Raw genomic sequence first — 25431 nt, forward strand, 5'->3', positions numbered from 1 at the left:
TCCTCTTGTGCAACGCAATCAGGGAGCGTGCAACTGGTTCGGCGCCAGCGTCCGGCGCCGTATCAGCACGAGCGCGATCAGAACGGTCGGGATCAGGATCGCCAATCCAAGAGAGGTGACCTGCCATTGTGACAGCGGCATGATGCCGCCGCCGGGCGTTGCGATCACGAACCCGCCGATTACGAGCAATACCCGTAGTGGCCATTCCAATGATCCAGTGCCCCTGAGGTCGCCAACGAAGACCTGATGGCCCTGGATGCCGCCGCAGATGAACAGCGTACCGAAGCCCGCCAGCCCCATCAGCCCGAGTCCTTCGAGATACGGGCTTGGTCCCTGCAGCACCAACGCCGGGTTCAGCACGAAGAAGAAGGGAATGAAGTAGATGATGCTGCCGACCCACATCGATTCCCATCCCGTCTTCATCGCCGGTGAGCCGGCGATGCCGGCCGCGGCAAAGGAGGCGATGGCGACCGGTGGCGTGATCGAGGACAGCATGCCCCAGTAGAAGATGAACATGTGCACGGCCATGCGGTTGAGCCCGAGCTTTTCCAGCGCAGGCGCCACCAGGATGGCGAGGAAGATGTAGCAAGCCGTCGTCGTCAGTCCGAGCCCGAGAACGAGGCTCGTAAAAGCGCACATCACGAGCAGCAGCAACGCATTGTCGCCGGCGATCCGCAACAGATCGTTGGCGAGGCTGGAGACCACGCCGGTCATCGAGAACGCGCCGATCAGAAGCCCGCAACCGGCCAGGATGCCGACCAGCTCGACGAAGGTGCGGCCGTTGACCTCGAGGAACTTGTTGATGGTCGAGAGCGTCCAGCGCGTATCCTTGGAGAAGAGCTGGTTCAGGACCAGCAGCAGTGCGGTCGCGTAGAACGGCGCGTGGCTCTCGCGCTTGAAATACAGCAGCATCACAATCAGCAGCGCGATTACGAAAATGTAGTACCATCCTTCCTTGATGGTGTCCCACACCTTCGGCAGCTCGGCGCGCGGAATGCCCTTCAGCCCGTGGCGCGCGGCATAGGAATCCACCTGCATGAACAGGCCGACATAATACAGCACAGCCGGAATGATCGCGGCGAGCGCGACGTCGGCGTAACTGACGTTGAGGAACTGCGCGATCACGAATGCGGTTGCGCCCATCACCGGCGGCGCCAGCACCGCGCCGGTCGACGCGCAGGCCTCGATCGCGGCGGCATAGGAGGCGCGGAACCCGCTCTTCTTCATGACCGGAATGGTCATGGTGCCGGCGGTCAGCACGTTGGAGATGATCGAACCGGACATCATGCCGAGCAGGCCAGAGGCAAAGATGCAGACCTTCGCGGCGCCGCCCCGGAAGGTGCCGCACAGCGCAAAGGCGATGTTGATGAAGAATTTTCCGGCGCCCGTCATCATCAGCGCGGTGCCGAACACCAGAAAGCCGATCACGGTGTCGGCAAAGGCCTGGATCGGGATGCCGAGCAGGCTTTCGCCCGACAGCACATGATAGGACGTCGCCTGTTCGAGCGTCGATTGCGTGCCGCGGAACGGTCCCAGCCATTTCGCGTCGGCGAATAGGGGATAAACCGTAAACGGCAGCACGCTAAGCAGCAGGCTCCAGCCGCCGGTGCGCCGCAACGCCTCCATCAGCGCCGCCCACATGATGACGCCGGCGACGATGACGTCCGTCGGTGCGCCGCCGAATTCCCAGCCGGCTTCCGCCGCCTTGCGGACGCTGCGCATCAGGAGGATGGCGCAGGCGAAGGTGACGACGAAAAGCAGGATGTCGTACCAGGGAATTCGGTTGAGCGGCGCGGTCCCGGTTCCGGGAAAGATCAGGAACGTGAACGGCAGCATCAGCGCGATAAGGAGATAGAAATACTCGGTGTTGAGCTGCGTATAGCCGAGGAAGAAGCGCAGCGAGAATTGCTGGTTGATGCACAAAAGGATGGTGGCCGCGGTCGCGACCACCAGCGCCCAGCGCCACGCGCCGTGCAACGTTCGCACGCGCGTGACTTCAGCTTCCTGCATGTTGGCATGCGGGTCGTCGAACACAATCCGCTGTGCCGGCACGACCACGCTATCGCTCGCAGAAGGTGACATTATTTCCCTCGAGACGGTGTTCGACTTGAGCGAGTAGCGTCGGTGCTATTCGAAGCCGTTCGGCATATTCGCCTTGGCCAGCGCCGCAGCGCGCGCCTTCATCCAGCCGTCGAGAAACGCCTTGTCATCTGCCGGTGGGCTGGACTTGCCATAGTCCGTCCATGCGGCGGCCAGCACTTGCTGGCGCTTGAACAGCGCATTGTTGTGTGCGTCCTGCTCGGCGGACCATTGCCCGGCTTCCTTCAGCGCCTTCACGGCGCCCGGATGCACCGGGACCACCCAGTTCTTGGTCTGGCGGTCGGCCGCAAGGCCGCCCGCGCCCGGCGCGGCATCCTTGTAAGCGTCGTAGCCCGTGATCATCGCCTTGGTGATGGCATAGACCTCGTCGGCGCCCAGCGATCCGTAAGACACGAAGATCGGGTAGGGGTAGTTGCCGAGCTCGATCGGCTTGTCCTTGGTGATGCCGGCACCGCAGGTCGCGGTGTGCGGGAAGAAGAACGAGCCAACCTTTTTCACGCGCTCCCAGCCGGCCTTGTCGCTGGCGGGCAGGGGCGGCCAGATGATGCCGCGCGGTGATGTCTCGAGTTCTTTCGCCGGGCCGGTGATGGTGGTGGCGAAGGCGGCATCGACGTCGTTGTTGATCATGCCCTTCCACATCGCGCCATAGCTCGAGAATTCGACAATCTTGACGTCGCTTTGCTTGAGGTCGCCGAACGCCAGGATCGCGAGCGCGTTCTGGTTCAGCGCCGGCGAACCGACCACGAAGCCGACGCGCTTGCCCTTGAGCTGCTTGATCTCGGTCACGCCGGTATCCTTGGCGACGCCGAGCGTGGCGGCGTTGCAGTCGACGGTAGACAGCACCAATTGCAGGGCTTGCGGCCCCCATTCCTTGGTACCGAATTCGAACACGCCTTCCTGAGCGAAATAGGAGCCGGAGCCCATCGCGGACATGGCCGCGCGCTTGGCGCGCAACGGTGCCAGTCGCGCCACGTCGTTGCCGGCGGGCAGCACGCGGACATCGGTACCGTATTTGTCCTTCATCATCTTGCCGATGCCGACGGCGATGTTGAAGCCCGCCGTTCCGGTGTCATAGGCGGTGACGACCATGGTCGGCGGCAGCTTGACGTCCTGGGAATAGGCCGGCGAGGCCAGCAGCGAGATGCCTGCCAGGGCAATTGGCGCGAGCGCCGTCAACCGATGAATCATAGTTTTTCCCTCAGATGGTTTTCGCTTTGCGAAAGTCTCTTGTTAGCGTTGATCATGTCATCGGCGGCTGGCGATGGCAACGTTAGGTGCGCAGACGTCTACACCCGAGCTGGACAGATTGTCGCGGAAATCGTCGCAAGCACGTCGCAAGCACATCTATGCCGTGATCCGTTAAGCTTCGATGATTGCGACGACCTGTCCTTCGGCGATGACGTCGTCGAGATTGACCAGGATAGCCTTGATTCTTCCTGCCGTCGTCGACGTGACCGGAATTTCCATTTTCATGGCTTCGACAAATGCAATCTCGTCGCCGTCACCGACATTTCCGCCGGTTGTGACGGGAAGTGCGCACACGCGACCGGCGACTTCGGTGACGATCTTGATGTCTGGCATTTCCGTTCTCCGGGACCGTCTGACGGACTGGTTGTCCTCGTGAACGGCTTTTTGTTGTGGCCGCAGATTGCCTGAGGTAGATTGTTCTGCAAGTGGAATTTTATTCCGCAGAGCGGAATGGAGCCATAAAAAATGGGAAGACGCTCGGAACGGCTTAGCAAACAGGGAATGCTTGCCAGCGATCTGGCAGGCGAGGGTGATGTGATCCAGGTGGTGTCGCGGGCGTTCGACGTCCTGCGCTGCTTCGAGGGTCATGAAGCCAGACTAGGAAATCTGGAAATTTCCAGCCGTTGCGGCCTGCCGCGGTCGACGGTATCGCGGCTCACCCACACGCTGACGCGGATGGGCCAGCTCGTTTATCTGCCGCGCGACCAGAAATACCGTATCGGTCCAAGCGCGGTGGCGATGAGCACCTCGATGATGAAGGGGTTGCAGCTTCGCAACCTGATTCGGCTGCGGCTGCAGGATGTCGCCGATCAATTGCCGGGTACCGTCGGCTTCGTGATTCCCGATCGCTATCATCTGGTCTATCTCGAATTCGCGCGTGCAGCGAATGCGCTCGGCCTGCATGAAGGCACCGGCAGCCGCATCTCGATGGCGAGCACCGCGGCCGGCTTTGCCTACACCGCAGCGCTCGATACCGACGTCGGCGACGCCTTGATCGCCGAAATGGAGCGCGAGATCCCGGGAAACGCGGGATTGTTGAAGTCGCGCATCGAAGACAACCGCCGCCATTTGCGCGAACACGGCTATGTCGTGGGCTGTGGCACCTGGAGCCCGCATATCAACGGTTGCGCGGTGCCGGTGTGGTCGCCGCAATATCAAACCTTCGTTGTCGCGACGATTGGCCTGCTCTCCGCGATGTTTGATGAGAAGCGGCTGCACAGGGAAGTGGCGCCGCAGATGCTCCAGCTCGGTGTTGCGCTTGGCAGCTTGCTCGAAGGTGCCGAGGGCGACATCTTCGCCAACCGTATCGAAAGAAAGCCGCTTCCGGTGCCGCCCCATAATAACAACAAGATTATCAAGACGGAGGATACGAATGAACTGGAAGCCGGAGCTCGACGACCTCGCTCGGCGCGAAGCGTTCGCGCGCGAGATGGGAGGCGTTGACAAGGTCAAGCGTCAGCATGACCAGGGCCGGCTCACGGTTCGTGAGCGCATCAACAGACTGATCGACAAGAATTCCTTCCACGAGATCGGCGCGATTTCCGGCGTCGCCGAATACGACGAAAACAGCGAACTCAAGCACCTGACGCCGGCCAACTGCGTGTTCGGACGCGGCAAGGTCGACGGCCGCACCGTGGTCGTGGTCGGCGACGATTTCACCGTGCGCGGCGGTTCGGCCGACGCCTCGATTTCCGCCAAGCCGCTGATGGCCGAGGAGATGGCGCATGATTTCCGCCTGCCGATCATTCGCGTGATCGAAGGCTCCGGCGGCGGCGGTTCGGTGAAGACGATTGAAACGCGCGGCGCTGCCAATCTGCCCGGCGGGGTCGGCGGCACGCGCTGGTACTGGTTTACGACCGCAAACATGGCGCGCGTTCCCGTGGTGGCGCTCGGGCTTGGTTCGGTCGCAGGCCTTGGCGCGGCGCGGCTCGCCGCCAGTCATTATTCGGTCATGACCCGGAACTCCGCGATGTTCGTCGCGGGTCCCCCGGTCGTGAAGCGGCTCGGCCAGGATCTGACCAAGCAGGAGCTCGGCGGCGCCGAGATCCAGACCCGGGCCGGCGGCGTCGACGATGCCGTCGATACCGAGGAGGAGGCGTTCGAGCGCGCCAGGCGTTTTCTGTCGTATCTGCCGTCATCGGTGTATGACCTGCCGCCGACAACGCCCTGCACCGACGATCCGGAGCGCGCGGAAGAATCGCTGTTGAAGGCGGTGCCGCGCAACCGCCGCCAGGTCTACAAGATGCGGCCGATCATCGACGCCGTCGTCGACAAGGGCTCGTTCTTCGAGGTCAACGCCAATTTCGGCCGACCGATCATTACCGGGCTTGCCCGGCTCGAAGGCCGCGCCGTGCTGCTGCTGGCGAGCGATCCCTTCCACTATGGCGGGTCGTGGACGGCGGAGGCGTGCCAGAAGGTGGTGCGCTGGGTCGATTTCGCCGAAACCTTCCATCTGCCGGTGGTTTATCTGATGGATTGCCCCGGCTTCATGATCGGGCTCGAGGCCGAGAAGTCGGCGACCATTCGCCACGGTGTGCGCGCCATGGCTGCGGTCAACCAATCGACCGTTCCCTGGTGCACCATCATCGTACGCAACGCCTTCGGCGTGGCGGGTGTCGTGCACCAACCGGCTAACCGCTATTCGATGCGCTACGCCTGGCCGTCGGCCTATTGGGGCTCGCTGCCGCTGGAAGGCGGCATCGAGGCGGCCTACCGCGCCGACATCGACGCTTCAGATGATCCGGCCGCGAAGCTGAAGGAGATCGAGGAGCGCCTCAACAAGCTCCGCTCGCCGTTCCGCTCCGCCGAGAAATTCTGGGTGGAGGAGGTCATCGATCCCCGCAAGACGCGTTCGCTGTTGTGCGAATTCGCGCGATTGGCGGAGCCGATCCGCACCGTGGGGCCGGCGACGAACATGGCGATCCGGCCGTAGTTGGACGCGAGAACCGTAGGGTGGGCAAAGCGAAGCGTGCCCACCATTCTACAGCGAAGAGGATAGATGGTGGGCACGGCGCAAGTGCGCCTTTGCCCACCCTACTACGATCGCATCACGCCACCACCGGCTTCGGCCGCGAGATCGCCAGCACGATCAGCGCCGCCACCACACAGAGCGCGCCGGCGACGAAGAAGGCCGGCAGGTAGGTCTGCAGCACCGTTCGCGACAGGCCGGCGCCGAAAGCCGCAACGCCCGCGCCCAGTTGATGACCGGCAAAAATCCAGCCGAACACGAGGTTGGCGCGCTCGGGGCCGAATCGTTGTGCGGTGAGCCGCACCGTCGGTGGCACGGTCGCGATCCAGTCGAGTCCGTAGAACATCGCGAAGATAGAGAGGCCGTAGAACGAGAAATCGGTGAACGGCAGGAACAACAGCGACAGGCCGCGCAACCCGTAATACCAGAACAGGAGCCCGCGGTTGTCGTAGCGGTCGGACAGCCAGCCGGAGGCGATGGTGCCGACGAAATCGAAAATGCCCATCGCCGCGAGCAGGCTTGCCGCCTGCACCTGCGGAATGCCGAAATCGAGGCACATCGGGATCAAATGCACCTGGACCAGGCCGTTGGTGCTGGCGCCGCAGATGAAAAAGGTGGCGAACAGGATCCAGAACACGCCCGACTTCGAGGCATCTCGGAGAGTGCCGAGCGCTGCCGCCATGATTGGCGTGGTGTTGGGAGACGGCGCCGGCAGCGGCTCGGTGCCTTCGTCGCCGAACGGCCGCAAGCCGACGTCGCTCGGGCGGTCGCGCATGACCATCAGCACGGCGAAGGCGGCCACGCCCAGCATGACGCACACCAGGGCCAGCGCGATCCGCCAGCCATAATGATCGGTCAGGCTCGCCAATAGCGGCAGGAAGACAAGCTGTCCGGTCGCAACGCTCGCGGTGAGGATGCCGACGACAAGCCCGCGCCGTGCCACGAACCAGCGCGCGGCGATCGTGGCGCCCAGCACCAGCGCGGTCATGCCGGTGCCGAGCCCGATCACCACGCCCCACAGCAGCATCAGCTGCCAGACCTGCGTCATCGCCAGCGACGCGACGAGCCCTGATACGACGATCAGCAGCGCCAACAGCGTGACGTTGCGCAGGCCGTAGCGGTTCATCAGCGCGGCAGCGAAGGGGGCCATCAGTCCGAACAGGATGAAGCGGATCGACAGCGCCGAGGAAATCTCCGCCGTGGTCCAGCCGAATTCCTTCTGCAGGGGCACGATGAAAACCCCGGGGGCGCCGACCGTGCCCGCTGATATCAGGGCGGTGAGGAAGGTCACGCCGACCATCACCCAGCCGTAATGGATGTTGCGGCGGGCGAGGGCGGCTGACAGCCAGTTCGAGATCATTGAACCTCAGGGGATTCCAGTGGGAAGGTTTGTCTGGTTTGCTGTGTGCATTCTGACGTGACGGCAGTCTGACTAGAATGTCGTACTTCCCTCGTTTCAGGACATGACGAGGGAGCGTTGGCGTCAGGATCGATCCGCGCGCAGGGTCAACTCCGGAATGAGATTATGATTATAATATTATGCGTTGCAAAAAACCGCAACCGATCATCCCATGAAAAATTTCGCCGCTCGCATGAGAGAAATTGATCGATCGGCGCACTTGGACAGGGATTGTCGTGAACGCTCGCTATTCCAGCCCGTCGAGCGCAGTCCCGATGGCCTTCCTGAAGGCGGCGACGTCGCCGAGCTCGTGGCCGAGCACGAGCGCAAGCCGGGTCAGGAACAGCGCTTCGCGCGCGGGCCCGGCCTGGTCGATTGCGGTTGCCAGCGTCTCATAGGCGGTCTCGAAGTCCTCGAACGGCATGGCGTTCATGGCGTCTCGCTTCCCAGGCAAAGGCTTGCGGCTTTCAGGATTTCGTCGGGAACGACGGCCTTCCATCGTCCGGCAATGTGCAGGTCGGGCCGCAGCAGATAGAGCGTCCCGGGCGCTGCCGCGAACAGGCGGGCGATTTCGCCGTCATTGTCCGTAATGGTTTTCGCTTCGGAGGCCGAGTCGCGTGACGTGACCAGCACTGGAACGAACCGCTTGTCGATGCGGCCGAGTTGCCCAAGCAGCGCCGCCTGTTCGGCGGTGGGTTGCCCCTCGCAGAACAGGATCGCCGTCATGCCGTTGCCGGCGCGGTCCAGCAGGTAGCTTCCGTCGGTGAGCCCAGCGTTCGGCGCGGCGCCGCCGCAAGGAGGGCCGCCGGCAAATTCGGCGTCGCGTCCGGCATAGGGCGTCAGCAGGCTTTCCGAGTAGGCGTAGGGCTGCATCTGGCGCGGATTGGCGAGCCCCCGCGGAAATGCGTGCTTCAAACTGAGCGACAGCGCGGCCTCGCGCGCCAATCGCCAGCCGCGCGTTGGCGGCGTCATGAAGCGCGTGCTCTTGGTGGCATTGGCGAAGACATCGAGCGTGGCGCCGCGCCGCTCCGGTGAATAGCTGTCGAGCAGCCGCTCGTCCGCCTCGCCGTGGAGCACGAGCGCCAGCTTCCAGCCGATATTCTCGGCATCCGCGAGGCCATTGTTCAGCCCGCGCACGCCGAAGATCGGCACGATATGCGCGGCATCGCCAATGAAGAAGACGCGGCCATGCCGGTAGTCATCGAGGCACAAGGTGTTGGCGGAGTAGACGCTCCACCATTCCAGTTCCCAGGGTTTTGTGTGGCCGACATCGGCCAGGATCGCGCCGACGCGAGCGCGGATGTTTTCCTCTTTCAGGGCATCTGCCTCGCTCTCGCCTTCGCGGAGCTGGTAGTCCACGCGCCAGATATCGTCCGGCTGCTTGTGAATCAGGACAGTACCGCCGGGATTGCCGACCGACTCGAAAAAGGCGCGGCGCTCGGTTGGGAAATCGTGATCCATGCGGATATCCGCGATCACATACCGGCCTTCGTAATTGTCGCCTTTTAGCCGCAGCCCGAGCATGGAGCGGATCGGCGAGCGTGCGCCGTCGGCTGCCAGCACGTAGTCGGCATCGAGCCGATAATCGCCCTCGGACGATGAAATCCGAACCGATACGCCATCGTTGTGATGCTCGATGGCCGATAATTCGCTCTGCCAGCGCATGTCGATCAGGTCACGGGCGGCAACCGCGTCGTGCAGGAATTTCTCGATGTACTGCTGCTGCAGATTGTACATCGGCAGATATTTTTCGCCCGGCGGTTGCGGCATCTCCAGCCGGAAAATCTGTTCGCCGCGATAGTAGCTGCGGCCGAACCGCCAGCCGAGCGCCTTTTCGACAAACGGCGCCACCGCGCCGATCCGCTCCAGAATGTGCATGCTGGGACGCGCGATGCAGATCGCGCGGCTGCCGTCATTGAATGTGTCCTTGCGATCGATCAAGACGCTCTTGATGCCATAGCGCGCCAGCACTAGCGCCGCCGTCATGCCGATTGGCCCGGCGCCCACGATCAGCACGGGATGCCGTGTCGCGACACCGTCAAGCTCGGGGACGCGTCGCGCCGCAAACCTCGGATAGTCGAAGTAGAGCGAATCCAGCGCTCCCTTGCCGGCAGGTCTCATGCGTCTCTCCGTCTATTTCTTGCGGTCGAGGAATCCCTGCATCAGCCGCTGCGGCTCGCCGGTCAGGAACGATTGCCCGAATACGCCGACGCTGAGATTGACCGATTCTGTCAGCGGCAGTTCCTCCCACTGGCGGAGCAGCGCCTTCTGCGCGCGCAGCGCTTCGGGACCGCATTCGAGCAGCGCGTTGACCGTATGCTCGACGGCGGCATCGAGGCCATTTTCCTTCGCGACCACATCGACCAGGCCCCAGGCGAGCGCGGTCGGCGCGTCGATGTTTTCCGCCGTCATGACCAGCCAGCGGGCGCGGCCCCAGCCGATCAGCCGGGGCAGCAGCCGCCGCATGGATCACCGAGGGGATGCCGACACGCACCTCCGGCATGCCGAACTTGGCATCATGAGCCGCAATCCGGAAATCGCAGGCCGCGGCGACTTCGAGGCCGCCACCGAGGCACCAGCCGGGAAGCCGCGCGATGACAGGCGCGGGAAAGTTGCGCACGGCCTCGCAGAGGTCGCGTAAGCGCGTGATGAAGGCTTCGGCGGATTTCTGGTCAAGACGCGCCATCTCCTTGATGTCAGCGCCGCCGATCATGCTCTTCTCGCTCTGTCCGGCGAGGATCACCGCGCGAATCCCCTTGTCGTCGGCGAGCTTCTCGAACCCTTCACGAACCCCGTTGGTGACGGCGGAGGAGAGGATGTTGAGGGTGCCGGCATTGCAGATCGAGAGGCGGACGACGCCTCGGCCATCGCGCTCGATGCCGCAGTAGGGATTGAGCATTTCCATTTTGTTTTTCCGGGCTTGTTCTGGCGGTCGGCGTCACTTCCAAGGGCATTCGCCGGCTTGTCAAGGGGAGGCGGGGCGGGCGTTGCGTGGCGGCGCAGGCCGATATAGAATTACAGCCATCATTTAAAGGAGCCGGCCATGACCGCGACCGAGACTGTCGATCTGTTTTCGCTCGATACACGCAGGCATCGGGTGGTGGAGTGGCAGGCGCCGGGACCTGTGGCAAAGGCAGCCTCCGGGATGTCCGGCTTGGAAACGATGTACGCGATCCGCGACGGCATCTTGCCACCGCCGCCGATGGCCCGATTGATCGGTTTTGAGATGCGTGTTGCAGAACCCGGTCGGATCGTGATGGAACTGGATCCGGATGAGAGCCTCGAAAATACCGTCGGGCTGCTCCATGGCGCGACCGCCGCGGCGCTGGCGGATACCGCCATGGGTTGCGCCATTGCTACCATGCAGCCGGCGGGGCAGACCTCGGTCACGCTGGACCTCAAGCTGACCTATCTGCGGCCGTTGTCGGTACGGTCAGGCACCATCTCGGCGGAAGGCAAAGTGGTAAAACTCGGTCGTCAGACCAGCTATGCCGAAGGCTTCGTCCGTGACGGCGCGGGAAATCTTGCAGTGCACGCGACCGCCACATTCACGATGATCGGCGTTGAAAAAGCGAAATAGATGCAGCTTTTTGCCCGCACAACTGCTATTATATGATTGCGGACATTTAATAGGACGGGTTGATGCGTTATTCGAAAGAGCACAAGCAGGAGACCCACGCGCGGATCGTGAAGAAGGCCTCGGTGCGGCTTCGCGAAAAGGGCGCGCATGGCATCGGCGTCGCCGACCTGATGAAGGAGGCGGGCCTTACCCATGGCGGCTTCTACGCGCATTTCGATTCCCGCGAGGCGCTGGTGATCGAGGCCTTTGCCTATGCGATGGACCGCTCGGTCGAACACTGGCGCAAGATCGCCGCTGAGACGCCGCCGGAGAAGCGGCTGTCGACGATCATCGATTCCTACGTCTCGACGGTACATCGCGACGATCCCGGCCGCGGTTGCGCGGTTCCCACGCTCGGCGCCGAGATCGCCCGTGAAAGCGCCAAAACTCGCAAGGCCTTTGCCGCCAAGCTGGAACAGTTGATCGAGGTGATGGCCGACCAGATTCCGGATGTGCCACGGAAGACGGCGCGCAGGCAGGCGATGGGTACGCTGGCGACGATGATGGGCACGCTGGTGATGTCCCGCGTCACCGGCAGCGGCGAACTGTCCGACGAAATTCTCGCCTCGGGCCGCGAGGCGGCGTTGGCCCGTGCCGAGGCGAAGCCGGTCGCGAAGAAGGCCCGGGCAAAGGTGAATTAGGAATTCACCTTCCGCCAAACAGCGCGCGTTCGCTCTCCGCTGTCTCGTAGATGTAGTCAGCAACCGCGCGAATTCGTGCTAGATCCTTGCTGTCGGCGTGCATCAGCATCCAGAACGTCCGGGATATCCTGATCTCGTCTGGCAACACCGGCCGCAATTCCGGATGCGTCGTCGCCATGAAGTGCGGCAGCACGGCAATGCCGAAGCCTGCGATGGTGGCGTTGAGCTGCGCGATCAGATTGGCGCTGCGGAATTTCGCGGAAATTTTTGGCGAGACCTGCGGCAGGTAGTCCAGTTCGGGCGTGAACAGCAATTCCTCGATGTAGCCGACGAAGCGATGCGCGGGCAGGTCGCCACGGCCTGTAATTTTCGGCGCGCGGTCGAGATAGGCCGGCGCGGCATAGAGCCCGAGGCTGTAGTCGAGCAGCTTGCGCCCGACGATGCGACCTTCCTTGGGCATCGTCAGGCTGATCGCAATATCGGCCTCGCGCTTCGACAGGCTGAACAGCCGCGCGGTGGCGACGAGCTGGAGGTCGAGATCGGGATACCGCTCGGTGAATTTGACCAGCCGCGAGGCCAGAAAATGGCTGCCGAAACCGTCGGGGGCGCCGATCCGCACGGTGCCGGTCAGATGCGCGCGCGAGCCGCCGACCGCCTCCTGGTTGGCGACGATGGTGGATTCCATCGCCTCCGCGCTGTCGGCGACACGCTGGCCGGCTTCGGTCAGCAGGTAGCCGGTCTTGCGGCGGTCAAACAGTTTTGCCGAGAGATGCCGTTCCAGGCGGTCGACACGCCGGATCACTGTGGCATGATCGACCGATAGCTGCTTGGCGGCAGCGGAAACCGATCCGCCGCGGACGATTGCCAGCACGAAACGGAAGTCATCCCAGTCGATCGTCCTGGTGCCTTGATCCAGCATTTCCGCACATCTATGGTGCAATATATCGGACTTGTATCCTAAGAAATGCAGGTCAAAAAGGGGTCCAAAGGGATCCAGCCGGTATCTTCGGGAGGTTATTCATGCGCTCAATCGGACATTTCATCGGTGGCAAAGAGGTCAAGGGCACGTCCGGGCGGACGGCCGACGTTTTCGAGCCGATGACCGGCGACGTTCAGGCCAAGGTGGCGCTGGCCTCCAAGGCCGAGGTTCGCGCCGCCGTCGAGAACGCCAGGGACGCCCAGGTCGAGTGGGCCAACACCAATCCGCAGCGCCGCGCCCGCGTGATGATGAAGTTTCTCGAACTCGCCCAGCGCGATTACGACAAGCTCGCAGAGCTTCTGGCGCGCGAGCACGGCAAGACCGTTCCCGACGCCAAGGGCGATATCCAGCGCGGCCTCGAGGTCGTTGAATTCGCCTGCGGCATTCCGCATCTGATGAAGGGCGAATACACCGAGGGCGCCGGCCCCGGCATCGACATCTATTCGATGCGGCAGCCGCTGGGCGTGGTCGCCGGCATCACCCCGTTCAATTTCCCGGCGATGATCCCGATGTGGAAATTCGCGCCCGCGATCGCCTGTGGTAACGCCTTCATCCTGAAGCCGTCCGAGCGCGATCCCGGCGTGCCGATGATGCTGGCTGCATTGATGATCGAGGCGGGGCTGCCGCCCGGCATCCTCAACGTCGTCAACGGCGACAAGGAAGCGGTCGACGCCATTCTCGACGATCCCGATATCAGGGCCGTTGGCTTCGTCGGCTCCTCGCCGATCGCGCAGTATATCTATGAGCGCGCGGCCGCTACCGGCAAGCGCGCGCAGTGCTTTGGCGGAGCCAAGAACCACGCCATCGTCATGCCCGACGCCGACATGGATCAGACCGTCGATGCGCTGATCGGCGCGGGCTACGGCTCGGCCGGTGAGCGCTGCATGGCGATCTCGGTGGCGGTGCCCGTCGGCAAGCCCACCGCCGATCGGCTGATGGAAAAGCTGATCCCGCGCGTCGAGAGCCTGAAGATCGGTACCTCGATCGATCCCTCCGCCGATTACGGTCCGCTGGTGACGAAAGAAGCGCTCAACCGCGTCAGGAACTATGTCGAGATCGGCATCAAGGAAGGCGCGACGCTCGCCGTCGACGGCCGCGGCTTCAAGATGCAGGGCTATGAAAACGGCTTCTACATGGGTGGCTGCCTGTTCGACAACGTCACAAAGGACATGCGGATCTACAAGGAAGAGATCTTCGGCCCGGTGCTCTCGGTGGTGCGCGCCCACGATTACAAGGAGGCGCTGGCGCTGCCGTCGGACCATGATTACGGCAACGGCGTTGCGATCTTCACCCGCGACGGCGACGCTGCCCGCGACTTTGCTGCCAAGGTGAACGTCGGCATGGTCGGCATCAACGTGCCGATCCCGGTGCCGATCGCATACTACACGTTCGGCGGCTGGAAGAAGTCCGGCTTCGGCGATCTCAACCAGCACGGCCCGGATTCGATCCGCTTCTACACCAAGACCAAGACGATCACCTCGCGCTGGCCGTCGGGCGTCAAGGAGGGCGCGGAGTTCTCGATCCCGACGATGAACTGACGCGCATATCACAGCCGGGGCGCGGGATGCAGTTCGCTCTCAACGAGGATCAGGTGGCGGTTCGCGACATGGCGCGCGAATTCGCCGCGGAAAAGATCACGCCGCATGCGCTCCGCTGGGACGAGGAAAAGCATTTCCCCATCGATGTGATGCGCGAGGCCGCGAGCCTCGGCATCGGCGGCATCTATATCAAGGATGACGTCGGCGGCTCTGCCATGACCCGCTTCGATGCCGCACTGATCTTCGAGGCGCTGGCGACCGGTTGCCCGACCGTGTCGGCCTTCATCTCGATCCATAACATGGCGTCGTGGATGATCGACGCCTACGGCAACGACACCCAGCGCCAGAAATGGCTGCCAAAGCTCTGCACCATGGAGCTATTGGCGAGCTATTGCCTGACCGAGCCGGGCTCAGGGTCGGATGCCGCGGCGCTCCGCACTCGCGCAGTGCGCGATGGCGACCATTATGTGCTCAACGGCCAGAAGCAGTTCATCTCCGGCGCCGGCAAGGGCGATCTTTATGTGGTGATGGTGCGGACCGGCGGCGACGGACCCGGCGGCATCTCGACGCTGGTGATCGACGGCGACACGCCCGGGCTCTCATTCGGCGCCAACGAGCGCAAGATGGGCTGGAACGCGCAGCCGACCCGCGCGGTGATTTTCGAGAACGCCCGCGTGCCGGTCGAGAACCGGCTCGGCGACGAGGGCATCGGCTTCAAGATCGCGATGGCGGGGCTCGACGGTGGCCGCATCAATATCGCCGCGTGCTCGCTCGGAGGCGCACAAAGCGCGCTGGAGAAATCGCTGGCCTACATGAAGGAGCGAAAGGCCTTCGGCAAGCGCCTCGACGAATTCCAGGCGCTGCAGTTTCGCCTGGCCGACATGGCGACCGAACTGGAGGCGGCGCGGACTTTTGTGTGGCGTGCGGCTGCAGCGCTCGACCGCAAGGATGCCGACGCCACCATGCTGTGCGCGATGGCCAAGCGTTTTGGCACCGATGTCGGTTTCGAGGTCGCCAACCAGGCGCTGCAGCTGCACGGCGGCTACGGCTACCTCAGCGAATACGGCATCGAGAAGATCGTGCGCGATCTGCGCGTGCACCAGATCCTGGAAGGGACCAACGAAATCATGCGGCTGATCGTGTCGCGCAAGCTGATCGAGGGCGCGCGATGACGGACGCGGCAGACGCGCTCATCGAAGGTGACTTGATCGCGCAGCGCGAAGGCGCCTGCGGTGTGATTCGGTTGAACCGGCCAAAGGCGATCAACGCCGTTACGCTGGAAATGTTTCGCGACGTCGACAGGGCGCTCGATGCGTTCGAAGCCGACCCAGCGGCCGCCGTGATCCTGCTGGAAGGCGCGGGCGAGCGCGGCCTCTGTGCTGGCGGTGACATTCGCGCGCTCTGGGAAAGCTCACAGGTGAAGGGCGATCTCGGCAAGATCCTGTGGCGCGAGGAATACATCCTCAACGCCCGGATCAAGAAATTCCCGAAACCCTATGTGGCTTTCATGGACGGCATCGTGATGGGCGGCGGCGTCGGCTTGTCCGCGCACTCCAGCCACCGCGTCGTCACCGACAAGACGAAACTTGCGATGCCCGAGGTCGGGCTCGGCTTCTTTCCCGACGTCGGCGGCACCTGGCTGCTGTCGCATTCGCCGGGAGAGCTCGGCACGTACTTCGGACTGACCGGGCAGACCATGAACGGTCCGGACGCGATCCATGCCGGCTTTGCCGACGCGGTCGTGCCGTCGGCCAAGCTTGCCGCCTTGCGGGAGGCCCTGACCAAGGTTCGTACCGAGATTTCATCGGCAGAAGTCAAAGCTCTGATCGCCGGCTTCGCAACCGGTGAGACGGCCGGACCTGTCGCCGCGATGCAGGCGAAGATCGATGGCTGGTTCGCCTACGACCGCATGGAAGACATCATCGCCTCCTTGCAGCGCGACGGCTCAGAACTGGCGCTTTCAACGCTGAAGACGCTGAACGAGAAATCGCCGCGCGGCATGGTGGTGACGCTGAAACTGCTGCGGCTGGCGCGCGCGGCATCGTCGCTAGAGGAATGCCTGGTGCGGGAATATCGCGCCGCGCTGGAAGTCTTCGCCAGCGATGATTTTCGCGAGGGCGTGCGCGCCGCCGTGATCGACAAGGACCGTAATCCAAGGTGGTCGCCGCCGCGAATTGAAGACGTGACGCCGGCAATGGTCGCGCCTTACTTCGCCGAGATCGGCGCCAATGAGCTGAAATTCAACTGACCAAACCAGAAAAATTCCAAGCGGAGGATTCGAGATGGCAAACATCGCATTCATTGGCCTCGGCAACATGGGCGGGCCGATGGCCTCCAATCTGGTCAAGGCCGGCCACAAGGTAACCGCGTTCGACCTGGTGGCAGCCTCGCGCGATCAGGCCAAAGCCGACGGCGCCGCGATCGCCGAGAGTTCGGTCGCGTCCGTCAAGGGCGCCGACGTGATCATCACCATGCTGCCCGCGGGCAAGCACGTGCTGTCGGTCTGGAACGAAGTGATCCCGGCGATGACCAAGGGCACGCTGATCATCGATTGCTCGACCATCGACGTCGAAAGCGCCAAGCAGGCGCATGCGCTGGCCGCCAAAAGCGGCATGCTTTCGGTGGATGCGCCGGTGTCGGGTGGAACCGGCGGCGCCAAGGGCGCGACGCTCACTTTCATGTGCGGCGGCGAGGACAAGGCCTTTGCAGCGGCAAAACCCGTGCTGGAGAACATGGGCAAGAAGCTCGTCCATTGCGGCGGCGCTGGTGCAGGGCAGGCGGCCAAGATCTGCAATAACATGATCCTGGGCATCTCCATGATCGGGGTCGGCGAGGCCTTTACGCTCGCGGAGAAATTGGGCCTGTCGCATCAGGCGCTGTTCGACGTCGCCTCGACCTCCTCGGGGCAGTGCTGGGCGCTGACATCCTATTGCCCGGTGCCGGGTCCGGTGCCGACCTCGCCGGCGAATAACGGCTACAAGCCCGGCTTCGCCTCCAGTTTGATGGTCAAGGACCTGACGCTGGCGCAGGACGCGGCGAACGCCGCCGGGGCCGCTACGCCGCTGGGCAAGCACGCGCAGGAAATCTATAAGGCGTTCGACGCTGCCGGCCATGGCGGGGTGGATTTTTCCGGTATTATCCAGCACGTTCGGAGCCTCGCCGGGAAATAACGGAGACGGGATGACGACCTTCCAGGAAGCGCGGACCTTTCTGCTCAAGCACCGCGCTGATTATGATGCGGCCGTAAAAGGATTTCGCTGGCCGGACCCTGTTCCGTTCAACTGGGCGCTGGACTGGTTCGATGCGGAACTCGCAGGCAATGCCGACAGCCGGGACCGCACCGCGCTCTGGATCGTCGATCCCGGCGACAAGGAGACGAAACTCTCCTTCGCGACGCTGTCGCGCCGGTCCAACCAGGTCGCAAACTTCCTGCGCGCGCAAGGGCTGAGGCGCGGCGATCATCTGTTGCTGCTGCTCGGCAATGTCGTGCCGCTGTGGGAGACCATGCTGGCGGCGATGAAGCTCGGCGCGGTCGTGATCCCCGCCACCACGCTTCTTACCTCGGACGAATTGCGCGACCGGCTCGATCGCGGCCGGGCGAGGGTGGTGGTGGCTTCGCAGGATCAGGTGGCGAAGTTCGCAGGCCTCGGTGCTGACAATCTGGTGCGTATCGTGGTCGGTGCATCGACGACGCATGACGGCTGGTTGCCATTCGAGCTGGCGGCCGGCGGGTCCGAAACCTTTGCGCCAGATGGTCCGACCAATGCCGACGACCCGATGCTGCTCTATTTCACCTCGGGCACCACGGCAAAGCCAAAACTGGTGCGGCACAGTCAGCGCAGCTATCCCGTCGGCGCGCTGTCGACGATGTTCTGGCTCGGGCTGCAGCCGGGCGATGTGCATCTCAATATTTCCTCACCGGGCTGGGCCAAGCATGCCTGGAGCTGCTTCTTCGCGCCATGGAATGCCGGCGCCACCGTGTTCGTGGTCAACCAGCCGCGCTTTGACGCAAAAGCCTTGCTCGCGACCGTCGGGCGCTGCGGCGTCACCACGCTGTGCGCGCCGCCGACGGTGTGGCGGCTGTTCATCCAGGAGAAGCTCGCCGACTTCAAGGTCAGCCTGCGCGAGGTCTGCGGCGCCGGCGAGCCGCTCAACCCGGAAGTGATCGACCAGGTGAAGGCGGCGTGGGGCCTGACCATTCGCGACGGCTATGGCCAGACCGAAACCACGGCGCTCGCCGGCAATTCGCCGGGCCAGAAGGTCAAGGTCGGCTCGATGGGCCGCCCGCTGCCGGGCTATCGCGTGCAGATCACCGACGGCGACGGCCACGTCACCAAAGAGGGGGAGGTCACGCTGGTGCTCGGCGCCGACCGCCCGGCCGGCCTGATGCAGGGTTATCAAGGCGAGGACGGCAAACTGAGCGGGGCGGACGGCGATCTCTACCGCAGCGGTGACGTGGTGTTTGCCGATGACGAAGGATACCTGACGTTCGTCGGCCGCTCCGACGACGTCTTCAAATCATCCGACTACCGTATCAGCCCGTTCGAACTGGAAAGCGTGCTGCTCGAGCATGAATCGGTCGCAGAAGCCGCCGTCGTGCCGAGCCCCGATCCGATCCGGCTCGCGATCCCGAAGGCCTATGTGCTGCTGGTCTCTGGCGTCGAACGCACGCCGGAAACCGCGCTATCGATCTTTTGGCATCTGCACACGCGGCTCGCGCCGTTCAAGCGCATCCGCAAGATCGAGCTGGTGACGGAGCTGCCGAAGACGATCTCCGGCAAAATCCGCCGCGTCCAGTTGCGCCGGCTCGAACATGATAATAACCGCAGTGACGCGCTGCGCGGTGCCGAGTTCCGCGAAGAAGAATTTCCGGAGCTGCAGAAGGTGCGGACTGCCGGGTTGGAGAGTTAGCGAATGAATGAAGTCTGGAAGAAGCCGCCGGTCTCGTTTGAGGCCTATCAGGCCATGGTCGGCAAGGAGATCGGCGTGTCGTCATGGCACCTGATCGACCAGAGGCGTATCAACGTCTATGCCGACGTGATCGAGGACCATCAGTTCATCCATGTCGATCCTGAACGCGCGAAGAAGGAAACCGCGTTCGGCAACACCATTGCGCATGGCTTTCTTACGATGTCTTTGATGAGTATCATGTCCTATGAGGTGATGCCGGTCATCGAGGGCACGGCGATGGGCGTGAACTACGGTTTTGACAAGCTGCGCTTCCTGTCGTCGGTGCGGGCCGGCTCGAGGGTCCGCGGTCGCTTTACGCTGATGGAGGCCAAGCTGCGCAAGCCGAAGGAGCTGCAGTCGCGCACCAACGTTACCGTCGAGATCGAGGGCGAGGATAAGCCCGCGCTGGTGGCCGACTGGATCGGGCTGATCTATTTCGCTTAGCCTCTGCGCGTCATGGCCGGGCTTGTCCCGGCCATCCACGTCTTGCTATGCAGCAACCAAGAAGACGTGGATGCCCGGCATAAGGCCGGGCATGACGAGAGAAACCCACATCAGGAATTCCACTCATGGCAATCAGGTTTGACGGACGCGTCGCTATCGTCACCGGCGCGGGCAATGGTCTGGGACGGGCGCATGCGCTGGGGCTGGCGAGCCGCGGCGCCAAGGTGGTGGTCAATGATTTCGGCGGCGCGCGCGACGGCACCGGCGGGTCGCTGACGCCGGCCGAAGCCGTGGTCGAGGAAATCCGCAAAGCCGGTGGCACGGCAATGGCCGATGGCGCCGACGTCTCGAAGTTCGGACAAGTCACGGCGATGGTCGAGCGGGCCACGAAGGAGTGGGGCAGCGTCGATCTCCTGTGCGCCAATGCTGGCATTCTTCGCGACAAGTCGTTCGCAAAAATGGACATAGCGGACTTTGCCAAAGTACTCGATGTTCATCTCGTCGGTACGTTTTACTGCTGCAAGGCGGTGTGGGATGGCATGCGCGAGCGCAACTATGGGCGCATCGTGCTGACTACCTCGTCGTCGGGCCTGTTCGGTAATTTCGGCCAGGCCAATTACGGCGCGGCCAAAGCCGGCATGGTCGGCCTGATGAACGTGCTGGCCGAGGAAGGCCGCAAGAACAACGTCCGCGTCAACACGATTTCACCGACGGCCGCGACCCGGATGACCGAAGAATTGCTGCCGCCGCAGGCGCTGGCCTTGATGCGCCCCGAGGCGATTACGCCGGCGGTGGAATTCCTGCTCAGCGAGGACGCGCCGACCCGCACCATCATGGGCGCCGGCGCGGGCTCGTTCGCCGTGATCAAGATTATCGAGACCGAAGGCATCAACCTGCCGCAGTCCGACTGGACGCCGGATGCCATAGCGGCGCATTTCGCCGAGATCGACGACGTCTCGAAGGCCAGGGCGCTGCAGGGCGCATTCGAGCAGACGCAGAAGTACGTCGCGCAAGCTGCGGCACGGGCGGGGATCAAGCTGTAGCGCTGGGGCTCACGTCAAACTCTCTCGTCATGGCCGGGCATAGCCGTCCGAAGGACGGCGTCGCTTCCGCTCGCCTATGTCCCGACCATCCACGCCTTTGTCACCGACTGCAAGTTAGACGTGGATGCCCGGGACAAGCCCGGGCATGACGACTGTTATTGTGGCAGCGACGGCTTACACTCCCGCCATGTCTACGATTTCACAATTCGTCGCTGTCATCGGCGCTGGCCCCGCTGGTCTGATGGCAGCCGAAGTGCTCGCGCAGGGCGGTGCATACGTCACCGTCTACGACGCGATGCCGTCGGCTGGTCGCAAATTCTTGATGGCGGGGCGAGGCGGGCTGAATCTCACGCACAGTGAGCCATTGCCGCAATTCCTTGCGCGGTACCGCGAGGCAACGCCGCATCTGAAAGCTGCGATCGAAGCGTTCCCGCCGAGCGCCTTGCGCGACTGGAGCGAAGCGCTGGGGCAAGAGACCTTTGTTGGCTCAAGCGGTCGCGTGTTCCCAAAGGCCTTCAAGGCGTCGCCGTTGCTACGGGCGTGGTTGCGGCGGCTGGAGTCGATGGGCGTAAGGTTGACGCCTCGTCACCGCTGGACCGGCTGGGACGAGCAGGGCGACCTTTGTTTCGACACGCCGCACGGCCCGCGTGCCATTAAGACGAGCGCTACCGTGTTGGCGCTCGGAGGCGCAAGCTGGCCCCGGCTGGGCTCCGATGGGGCATGGGCGGAAGCGCTCGCCGCGAAAGGTGTGCAGATATCCCGGCTCAGGCCGGCCAATTGCGGCTTTACCATAAACTGGTCGAACATATTTCGAGACAGGTTCCAGGGCCAGCCGCTCAAGGGCATCGCGCTGAATTTTGGCGCGCACAATGTCCGTGGCGAGGCCATCGTGACGCGCTCGGGCATCGAGGGTGGTGCGATCTATGCGCTGTCCGCCGAGTTGCGCGAGGCGATCGATAAGTCGGGGTCGGCAACGCTGCACATCACGCTGCGGCCGGATCTCGACATCAATGACCTGATCGCGAAAGTCTCAGCGCCCAAGGAAAAGCAATCCCTGTCCACTTTTCTGCGCAAGGCCGTGAATCTTTCGCCGGTCGCGATCGGCTTGCTGCAGGAAGCAGCCAAGGCATCTGGCGCTCCGCTGGCGTCGATGTCACCGGTCGATCTCGCAAACCTCATCAACTCCGTCCCGATCGAACTTACCGGCACAGCCCCGATCGCGCGCGCGATCTCGACCGCCGGCGGGATACCGTTCAGCGAACTCGACAGCGACTTCATGCTCCGCCGCTTGCCCGGCGTGTTCGCGGCCGGCGAGATGTTGGACTGGGAAGCGCCGACCGGCGGCTACTTGTTGCAGGCGTCGTTCGCGACCGGGGCAGCGGCGGGGCGGGGTGCGCTGAAGTGGCTCGATGGCTAGAGCGTAGCGAAACCCATCGAAACTTGTTGATGGATGATGGATTTCGCTGCGCTCTACCCATTCTACGGGGCGCCTACCGCAATTTCCCCCGCGCCGCGACCGGTAGCGCGCCGATGATCTCGTCGCCGCGCACCATCACCACTTCGTCCATCATGTTGACGACGACGCAGACATGGTTGGGCACGATGCGCACGACGTCGCCGACGACAGGCCTGGTGTTGCTGCGGGCAAGGTCGAGGAAGCCGTGTTCCTCGGCAAAGCGCGCGATCTTCGCTTCCGGGTGCTCCAGGATCAGCCCATAACCGTCGAGCCCGCCGCCGGGATCCGAGGTCAGCGTTTTCGAGCCGGCGTCGAGAATGCCGCGATCCGGGCCGGCGCGGCTGACGACGGTGGAATAGATGTTGAGTGCGCAATCGTCCCAACTGGCGACGCCGGCCGCGACCTGCATGCGGTCGTTGTAGATATAGGTGCCGGGACGATGCTCGGTCGCGCCCTTGAGTTTTCCGAGATTTTTCAGGTTCGGCGAGCCGCCGGTGGAAACCATCGTCGCATCAAGCCCGTGCGCGCGGACGCCAGCCAGTGCTTCGTCGAAAAATTTCTGCGCTTCCGTCCAGCCGGTTTCGGTTGGATACAGCATGAAGCCCGCAAAGGTCAGCCCCTTGGAAGCCGCGATCTCACGGGCCAGCGCGATAGCCTCAGTCGGCGTCTCGACGCCAGCGCGCTTGCGCCCGGTGTCGCATTCGACCACGACCGACAGCGGGCGGCCGGAAGCGGCGGCGGCCTGCGGCAGGCCCGCGATCACGGTCGAATTGTCGGCGGCGACCGTCATGTTGGCCTTGGCCTGCAGCGCGGCGAGGCGGGCCATCTTCTCCTCGCCGATCAGATTGTAGCTGATCAGGATGTCGTCGATCCCAGCCTCCGCCATCACCTCGGCCTCGCCGAGCTTCTGGCAGGTGATGCCCTTCGCGCCAGCCGTGACCTGCATCTGAGCCAACAAGGTGCTCTTGTGGGTCTTGATATGCGGCCGGTTGGCGACGCCGGCCGTATCGCAGGCCACCTGGATGCGTGCAATATTGCGCTCGACGCGGTCCATGTCGATGACAGCGCAGGGCGTGCCGTATTCACGGGCGATTTTGGCGGCGAGGGGCGTTGTCATGCTCTTCTCTCTGTTGGAAATTGATGGACCGTAGGATGGGTAGAGCGCAGCGAAACCCATCAATCTTGTCAACGGTTGGTTCGTGATGGGTATCGCTTCGCTCCACCCATCCTACAAACTACGCCTGTTCAATCTCTTCCCGCAAAACTTCCAGCTCCAGCCACCGGTCTTCGGCCGCCGCGAGTTCTTCCTGCGCCCTTGCAATCGCTGATGAGGCCGCGTCGAACTTCTTGCGATCCTTGGTGTAGAGATCGGGATCGTCAAGCAGCTTTTGCTGTTTCGCAATCTCGGCCTGCAATTTCGCGATCGTCTTCGGCAGGATTTCCAGTGCGTGCTTCTCGTTGAAGTTCAATCGGCGCTTTGATGCCGCGGAAGGCGCGGCCGTCCTGGCTTCCTTCTTTTCCTCGACGACAGCATTCGCCGCCTCACGCGTCAGGTCCTCGCCACGCTGCGCCAGCATGTCGGAGTAACCGCCGGCATATTCGATCCAGCGGCCATCGCCTTCGGGCACGATCACCGATGTCACCACGCGGTCGAGGAAGTCGCGGTCATGGCTGATCAGGATCACCGTGCCCTCGTAGTCGCCGAGCATCTCCTCAAGCACGTCGAGGGTTTCGAGATCGAGGTCGTTGGTCGGCTCGTCCAGCACCAGCAGATTGGACGGCTTTGCCAGCGCGCGCGCCAGCATCAGCCGGCCGCGCTCGCCGCCGGAGAGCACCTCCAGCGGCGTGCGCATCTGTTCCTGGGCGAACAGAAAGTCCTTCATGTAGCTGACCACGTGCTTCGGCCTGCCGCCGACCATGACGTGGTCGCCGCGGCCGCCGGTCAAGGCTTCGGCGAGTGTCGATTTCGGATCGAGGCTTTCGCGATGCTGGTCGAGCGTCGCCATTTCGATATTGGCGCCGAGACGGATCGTGCCGCTGTCGGGCGGATCGTTGCCGATCAGGAGATGAACCAGCGTGGTCTTGCCGGCGCCGTTCGGTCCGACGATGCCGATCCGGTCGCCGCGCTGGACGCGGATCGAGAAGTCCTCGACGATCGTGCGATCGCCATAGGCCTTGGCGATGTTCTTGGCCTCGATGACGAGCTTGCCGGATTTGTCGGCTTCCGCGGCGGCGAGGTTGGCGTTGCCGGTCGCACCACGATAATCGCGCCGCTGGTCGCGCAGCGCGTGCAGATTGCCGAGCCGCTTGACGTTGCGCTTGCGGCGGCCGGAGACGCCGTAGCGCAGCCAGTGTTCTTCGTTGACGATCTTGCGGTCAAGCTTGTGCTGGTCGCGCTCTTCTTCCGCCAGCACCTCGTCGCGCCAGGCTTCGAACGCACTAAAGCCGCGGTCGATCTGCCTGATCTGGCCGCGATCGAGCCAGGCGGTCGAACGCGACAGGTTGGACAGGAAGCGGCGGTCGTGGCTGATGATGACGAGCGCGCAACGGCGGCTTTCCAGTTCGCCTTCCAGCCATTCGATGGTCGGGAGGTCGAGATGGTTGGTCGGTTCATCCAGCAGCAATATGTCGGGCGCGGGCGCCAGCACCCGCGCCAGCGCTGCGCGGCGGGCCTCACCGCCGGAGACATGCGCGGGGTCTTCGTCTCCATGTAGCCCGAGCTGCTCGACGAGATAGCGCGCCTGATAATGATCGTCGCCGGGGCCAAGGCCAGCCTCGACGTAGGCCAGCGTCGTCTTGTGATCGCCGAAATCAGGCTCCTGCGGCAAATAGCGGATAGTGGCGCCGGGCTGCACGAAGCGGCTGCCGCCGTCTACCTCGACAAGGCCGGCCGCGATCTTGAGCAGCGTCGATTTGCCCGAGCCGTTGCGGCCGATCAGACAGACGCGCTCGCCCGACGACACCGAGAGCTCGACGCCCGACAACAGCGGCGTGCCGCCAAAGGTCAGCCGGATATCTTTCAACTGGATCAGCGGCGGCGCCATCG

The 25431-nt window shown here is 63.5% G+C and carries 21 protein-coding genes and 1 pseudogene; 12 read left to right on the forward strand and 10 right to left on the reverse strand.

Going from position 1 to position 25431, the window contains the following annotated elements; genetic code table 11:
* Nucleotides 1-18: 18 nt before the first annotated feature.
* From V1279_RS11925 to V1279_RS11935, 3 genes are all read right to left on the reverse strand, one after another.
* Nucleotides 19-2082 carry a TRAP transporter permease gene (locus V1279_RS11925; protein WP_334435727.1) on the reverse strand — a complete coding sequence of 688 codons (2064 nt, stop codon included), beginning with the start codon at nt 2080-2082 and terminating at the stop codon, nt 19-21.
* A 45-nt stretch (nt 2083-2127) separates the two neighbouring features.
* On the reverse strand, nt 2128-3288 hold the full coding sequence (locus V1279_RS11930; protein ID WP_334435729.1) for a TAXI family TRAP transporter solute-binding subunit: 1161 nt from the start codon (nt 3286-3288) through the stop codon (nt 2128-2130).
* A gap of 171 nt (nt 3289-3459) precedes the next feature.
* On the reverse strand, nt 3460-3681 hold the full coding sequence (locus V1279_RS11935) for an acetyl-CoA carboxylase biotin carboxyl carrier protein subunit (protein ID WP_334435732.1): 222 nt from the start codon (nt 3679-3681) through the stop codon (nt 3460-3462).
* 132 nt (nt 3682-3813) lie between these two features.
* Here V1279_RS11935 and V1279_RS11940 point away from each other — a divergent pair, with 132 nt between their 5' ends.
* Nucleotides 3814-4791: an IclR family transcriptional regulator gene (locus tag V1279_RS11940; RefSeq protein ID WP_334435735.1), complete on the forward strand. Its 978-nt coding sequence runs from the start codon at nt 3814-3816 to the stop codon at nt 4789-4791.
* Nucleotides 4721-6280 (forward strand): acyl-CoA carboxylase subunit beta, encoded by a 1560-nt coding sequence (locus tag V1279_RS11945; RefSeq protein ID WP_334435738.1) that lies wholly within the window; start codon nt 4721-4723, stop codon nt 6278-6280. Before V1279_RS11940 ends, V1279_RS11945 begins: the two co-directional genes overlap by 71 nt.
* Nucleotides 6281-6395: 115 nt before the next feature.
* Here V1279_RS11945 and V1279_RS11950 read toward each other — a convergent pair whose 3' ends face one another.
* The 4 genes and pseudogenes from V1279_RS11950 to V1279_RS11965 form a co-directional block, all read right to left on the reverse strand.
* On the reverse strand, nt 6396-7676 hold the full coding sequence (locus V1279_RS11950) for an MFS transporter (RefSeq protein ID WP_334435741.1): 1281 nt from the start codon (nt 7674-7676) through the stop codon (nt 6396-6398).
* A 286-nt stretch (nt 7677-7962) separates the two neighbouring features.
* The gene (locus V1279_RS11955; RefSeq protein WP_334435744.1) at nt 7963-8148 is read right to left on the reverse strand and encodes a hypothetical protein; all 186 of its coding nucleotides are present in this window, start codon (nt 8146-8148) and stop codon (nt 7963-7965) included.
* Nucleotides 8145-9836 (reverse strand): FAD-dependent monooxygenase, encoded by a 1692-nt coding sequence (locus V1279_RS11960; RefSeq protein ID WP_334435746.1) that lies wholly within the window; start codon nt 9834-9836, stop codon nt 8145-8147. Before V1279_RS11960 ends, V1279_RS11955 begins: the two co-directional genes overlap by 4 nt.
* Nucleotides 9837-9848: 12 nt before the next feature.
* Nucleotides 9849-10620 (reverse strand): annotated as a pseudogene (locus tag V1279_RS11965) (enoyl-CoA hydratase).
* A gap of 138 nt (nt 10621-10758) precedes the next feature.
* On the opposite strand from V1279_RS11965, the gene V1279_RS11970 reads away from it, so the two are divergent.
* Together V1279_RS11970 and V1279_RS11975 are read left to right on the forward strand one after the other, a co-directional pair.
* The gene (locus V1279_RS11970) at nt 10759-11295 is read left to right on the forward strand and encodes a PaaI family thioesterase (RefSeq protein ID WP_334435749.1); all 537 of its coding nucleotides are present in this window, start codon (nt 10759-10761) and stop codon (nt 11293-11295) included.
* A gap of 62 nt (nt 11296-11357) precedes the next feature.
* The gene (locus tag V1279_RS11975) at nt 11358-11975 is read left to right on the forward strand and encodes a TetR/AcrR family transcriptional regulator (protein ID WP_334435751.1); all 618 of its coding nucleotides are present in this window, start codon (nt 11358-11360) and stop codon (nt 11973-11975) included.
* A 4-nt stretch (nt 11976-11979) separates the two neighbouring features.
* Here V1279_RS11975 and V1279_RS11980 read toward each other — a convergent pair whose 3' ends face one another.
* A complete protein-coding gene (locus V1279_RS11980) occupies nt 11980-12894 on the reverse strand; it encodes a LysR family transcriptional regulator (protein WP_334435753.1) in 915 nt (304 codons plus the stop codon).
* A gap of 101 nt (nt 12895-12995) precedes the next feature.
* Here V1279_RS11980 and V1279_RS11985 point away from each other — a divergent pair, with 101 nt between their 5' ends.
* The 8 genes from V1279_RS11985 to V1279_RS12020 all read left to right on the forward strand — a co-directional run bounded on the left by V1279_RS11985 (nt 12996) and on the right by V1279_RS12020 (nt 22346).
* A complete protein-coding gene (locus V1279_RS11985; protein ID WP_334435756.1) occupies nt 12996-14492 on the forward strand; it encodes a CoA-acylating methylmalonate-semialdehyde dehydrogenase in 1497 nt (498 codons plus the stop codon).
* A gap of 26 nt (nt 14493-14518) precedes the next feature.
* A complete protein-coding gene (locus tag V1279_RS11990; protein ID WP_334435759.1) occupies nt 14519-15664 on the forward strand; it encodes an isobutyryl-CoA dehydrogenase in 1146 nt (381 codons plus the stop codon).
* Nucleotides 15661-16740, forward strand: coding sequence for an enoyl-CoA hydratase/isomerase family protein (locus V1279_RS11995; RefSeq protein WP_334435761.1), 1080 nt, complete (start codon nt 15661-15663; stop codon nt 16738-16740). The genes V1279_RS11990 and V1279_RS11995 overlap by 4 nt, the downstream gene beginning before the upstream one ends.
* 34 nt (nt 16741-16774) lie before the next feature.
* Entirely contained in the window at nt 16775-17662 is an 888-nt protein-coding gene (gene mmsB, locus V1279_RS12000; RefSeq protein ID WP_334435764.1) for a 3-hydroxyisobutyrate dehydrogenase, read from the forward strand.
* Nucleotides 17663-17672: 10 nt separating this feature from the next.
* Nucleotides 17673-19403: an AMP-binding protein gene (locus V1279_RS12005; RefSeq protein WP_334435767.1), complete on the forward strand. Its 1731-nt coding sequence runs from the start codon at nt 17673-17675 to the stop codon at nt 19401-19403.
* A gap of 3 nt (nt 19404-19406) precedes the next feature.
* Nucleotides 19407-19886 carry a MaoC family dehydratase gene (locus V1279_RS12010; RefSeq protein WP_334435770.1) on the forward strand — a complete coding sequence of 160 codons (480 nt, stop codon included), beginning with the start codon at nt 19407-19409 and terminating at the stop codon, nt 19884-19886.
* A 125-nt stretch (nt 19887-20011) separates the two neighbouring features.
* A complete protein-coding gene (locus V1279_RS12015) occupies nt 20012-20929 on the forward strand; it encodes an SDR family NAD(P)-dependent oxidoreductase (protein ID WP_334435772.1) in 918 nt (305 codons plus the stop codon).
* A 187-nt stretch (nt 20930-21116) separates the two neighbouring features.
* A complete protein-coding gene (locus V1279_RS12020) occupies nt 21117-22346 on the forward strand; it encodes an NAD(P)/FAD-dependent oxidoreductase (protein ID WP_334446342.1) in 1230 nt (409 codons plus the stop codon).
* A 73-nt stretch (nt 22347-22419) separates the two neighbouring features.
* On the opposite strand, the gene V1279_RS12025 is transcribed toward V1279_RS12020, so the two are convergent.
* Entirely contained in the window at nt 22420-23502 is a 1083-nt protein-coding gene (locus tag V1279_RS12025) for a D-TA family PLP-dependent enzyme (RefSeq protein WP_334435774.1), read from the reverse strand.
* 118 nt (nt 23503-23620) lie between these two features.
* Nucleotides 23621-25429 (reverse strand): ABC-F family ATP-binding cassette domain-containing protein, encoded by a 1809-nt coding sequence (locus V1279_RS12030; RefSeq protein WP_334435777.1) that lies wholly within the window; start codon nt 25427-25429, stop codon nt 23621-23623.
* Between the last annotated feature and the right edge of the window lie 2 nt (nt 25430-25431).

Origin of the sequence: Bradyrhizobium sp. AZCC 1610, assembly GCF_036924515.1 — a bacterium.
In the GTDB taxonomy this organism is placed as follows: Bacteria; Pseudomonadota; Alphaproteobacteria; order Rhizobiales; family Xanthobacteraceae; genus Bradyrhizobium.

Excerpts from the sequence above, each read along its gene's own strand:
- V1279_RS11925 (WP_334435727.1), bottom strand. The coding sequence starts at position 2,082 with ATGTCACCTTCTGCGAGCGATAGCGTGGTCGTGCCGGCACAGCGGATT.
- V1279_RS11930 (WP_334435729.1), bottom strand. The coding sequence starts at position 3,288 with ATGATTCATCGGTTGACGGCGCTCGCGCCAATTGCCCTGGCAGGCATC.
- V1279_RS11935 (WP_334435732.1), bottom strand. The coding sequence starts at position 3,681 with ATGCCAGACATCAAGATCGTCACCGAAGTCGCCGGTCGCGTGTGCGCA.
- V1279_RS11940 (WP_334435735.1), top strand. The coding sequence starts at position 3,814 with ATGGGAAGACGCTCGGAACGGCTTAGCAAACAGGGAATGCTTGCCAGC.
- V1279_RS11945 (WP_334435738.1), top strand. The coding sequence starts at position 4,721 with ATGAACTGGAAGCCGGAGCTCGACGACCTCGCTCGGCGCGAAGCGTTC.
- V1279_RS11950 (WP_334435741.1), bottom strand. The coding sequence starts at position 7,676 with ATGATCTCGAACTGGCTGTCAGCCGCCCTCGCCCGCCGCAACATCCAT.
- V1279_RS11955 (WP_334435744.1), bottom strand. The coding sequence starts at position 8,148 with ATGAACGCCATGCCGTTCGAGGACTTCGAGACCGCCTATGAGACGCTG.
- V1279_RS11960 (WP_334435746.1), bottom strand. The coding sequence starts at position 9,836 with ATGAGACCTGCCGGCAAGGGAGCGCTGGATTCGCTCTACTTCGACTAT.
- V1279_RS11970 (WP_334435749.1), top strand. The coding sequence starts at position 10,759 with ATGACCGCGACCGAGACTGTCGATCTGTTTTCGCTCGATACACGCAGG.
- V1279_RS11975 (WP_334435751.1), top strand. The coding sequence starts at position 11,358 with ATGCGTTATTCGAAAGAGCACAAGCAGGAGACCCACGCGCGGATCGTG.
- V1279_RS11980 (WP_334435753.1), bottom strand. The coding sequence starts at position 12,894 with ATGCTGGATCAAGGCACCAGGACGATCGACTGGGATGACTTCCGTTTC.
- V1279_RS11985 (WP_334435756.1), top strand. The coding sequence starts at position 12,996 with ATGCGCTCAATCGGACATTTCATCGGTGGCAAAGAGGTCAAGGGCACG.
- V1279_RS11990 (WP_334435759.1), top strand. The coding sequence starts at position 14,519 with ATGCAGTTCGCTCTCAACGAGGATCAGGTGGCGGTTCGCGACATGGCG.
- V1279_RS11995 (WP_334435761.1), top strand. The coding sequence starts at position 15,661 with ATGACGGACGCGGCAGACGCGCTCATCGAAGGTGACTTGATCGCGCAG.
- mmsB (WP_334435764.1), top strand. The coding sequence starts at position 16,775 with ATGGCAAACATCGCATTCATTGGCCTCGGCAACATGGGCGGGCCGATG.
- V1279_RS12005 (WP_334435767.1), top strand. The coding sequence starts at position 17,673 with ATGACGACCTTCCAGGAAGCGCGGACCTTTCTGCTCAAGCACCGCGCT.
- V1279_RS12010 (WP_334435770.1), top strand. The coding sequence starts at position 19,407 with ATGAATGAAGTCTGGAAGAAGCCGCCGGTCTCGTTTGAGGCCTATCAG.
- V1279_RS12015 (WP_334435772.1), top strand. The coding sequence starts at position 20,012 with ATGGCAATCAGGTTTGACGGACGCGTCGCTATCGTCACCGGCGCGGGC.
- V1279_RS12020 (WP_334446342.1), top strand. The coding sequence starts at position 21,117 with ATGTCTACGATTTCACAATTCGTCGCTGTCATCGGCGCTGGCCCCGCT.
- V1279_RS12025 (WP_334435774.1), bottom strand. The coding sequence starts at position 23,502 with ATGACAACGCCCCTCGCCGCCAAAATCGCCCGTGAATACGGCACGCCC.
- V1279_RS12030 (WP_334435777.1), bottom strand. The coding sequence starts at position 25,429 with ATGGCGCCGCCGCTGATCCAGTTGAAAGATATCCGGCTGACCTTTGGC.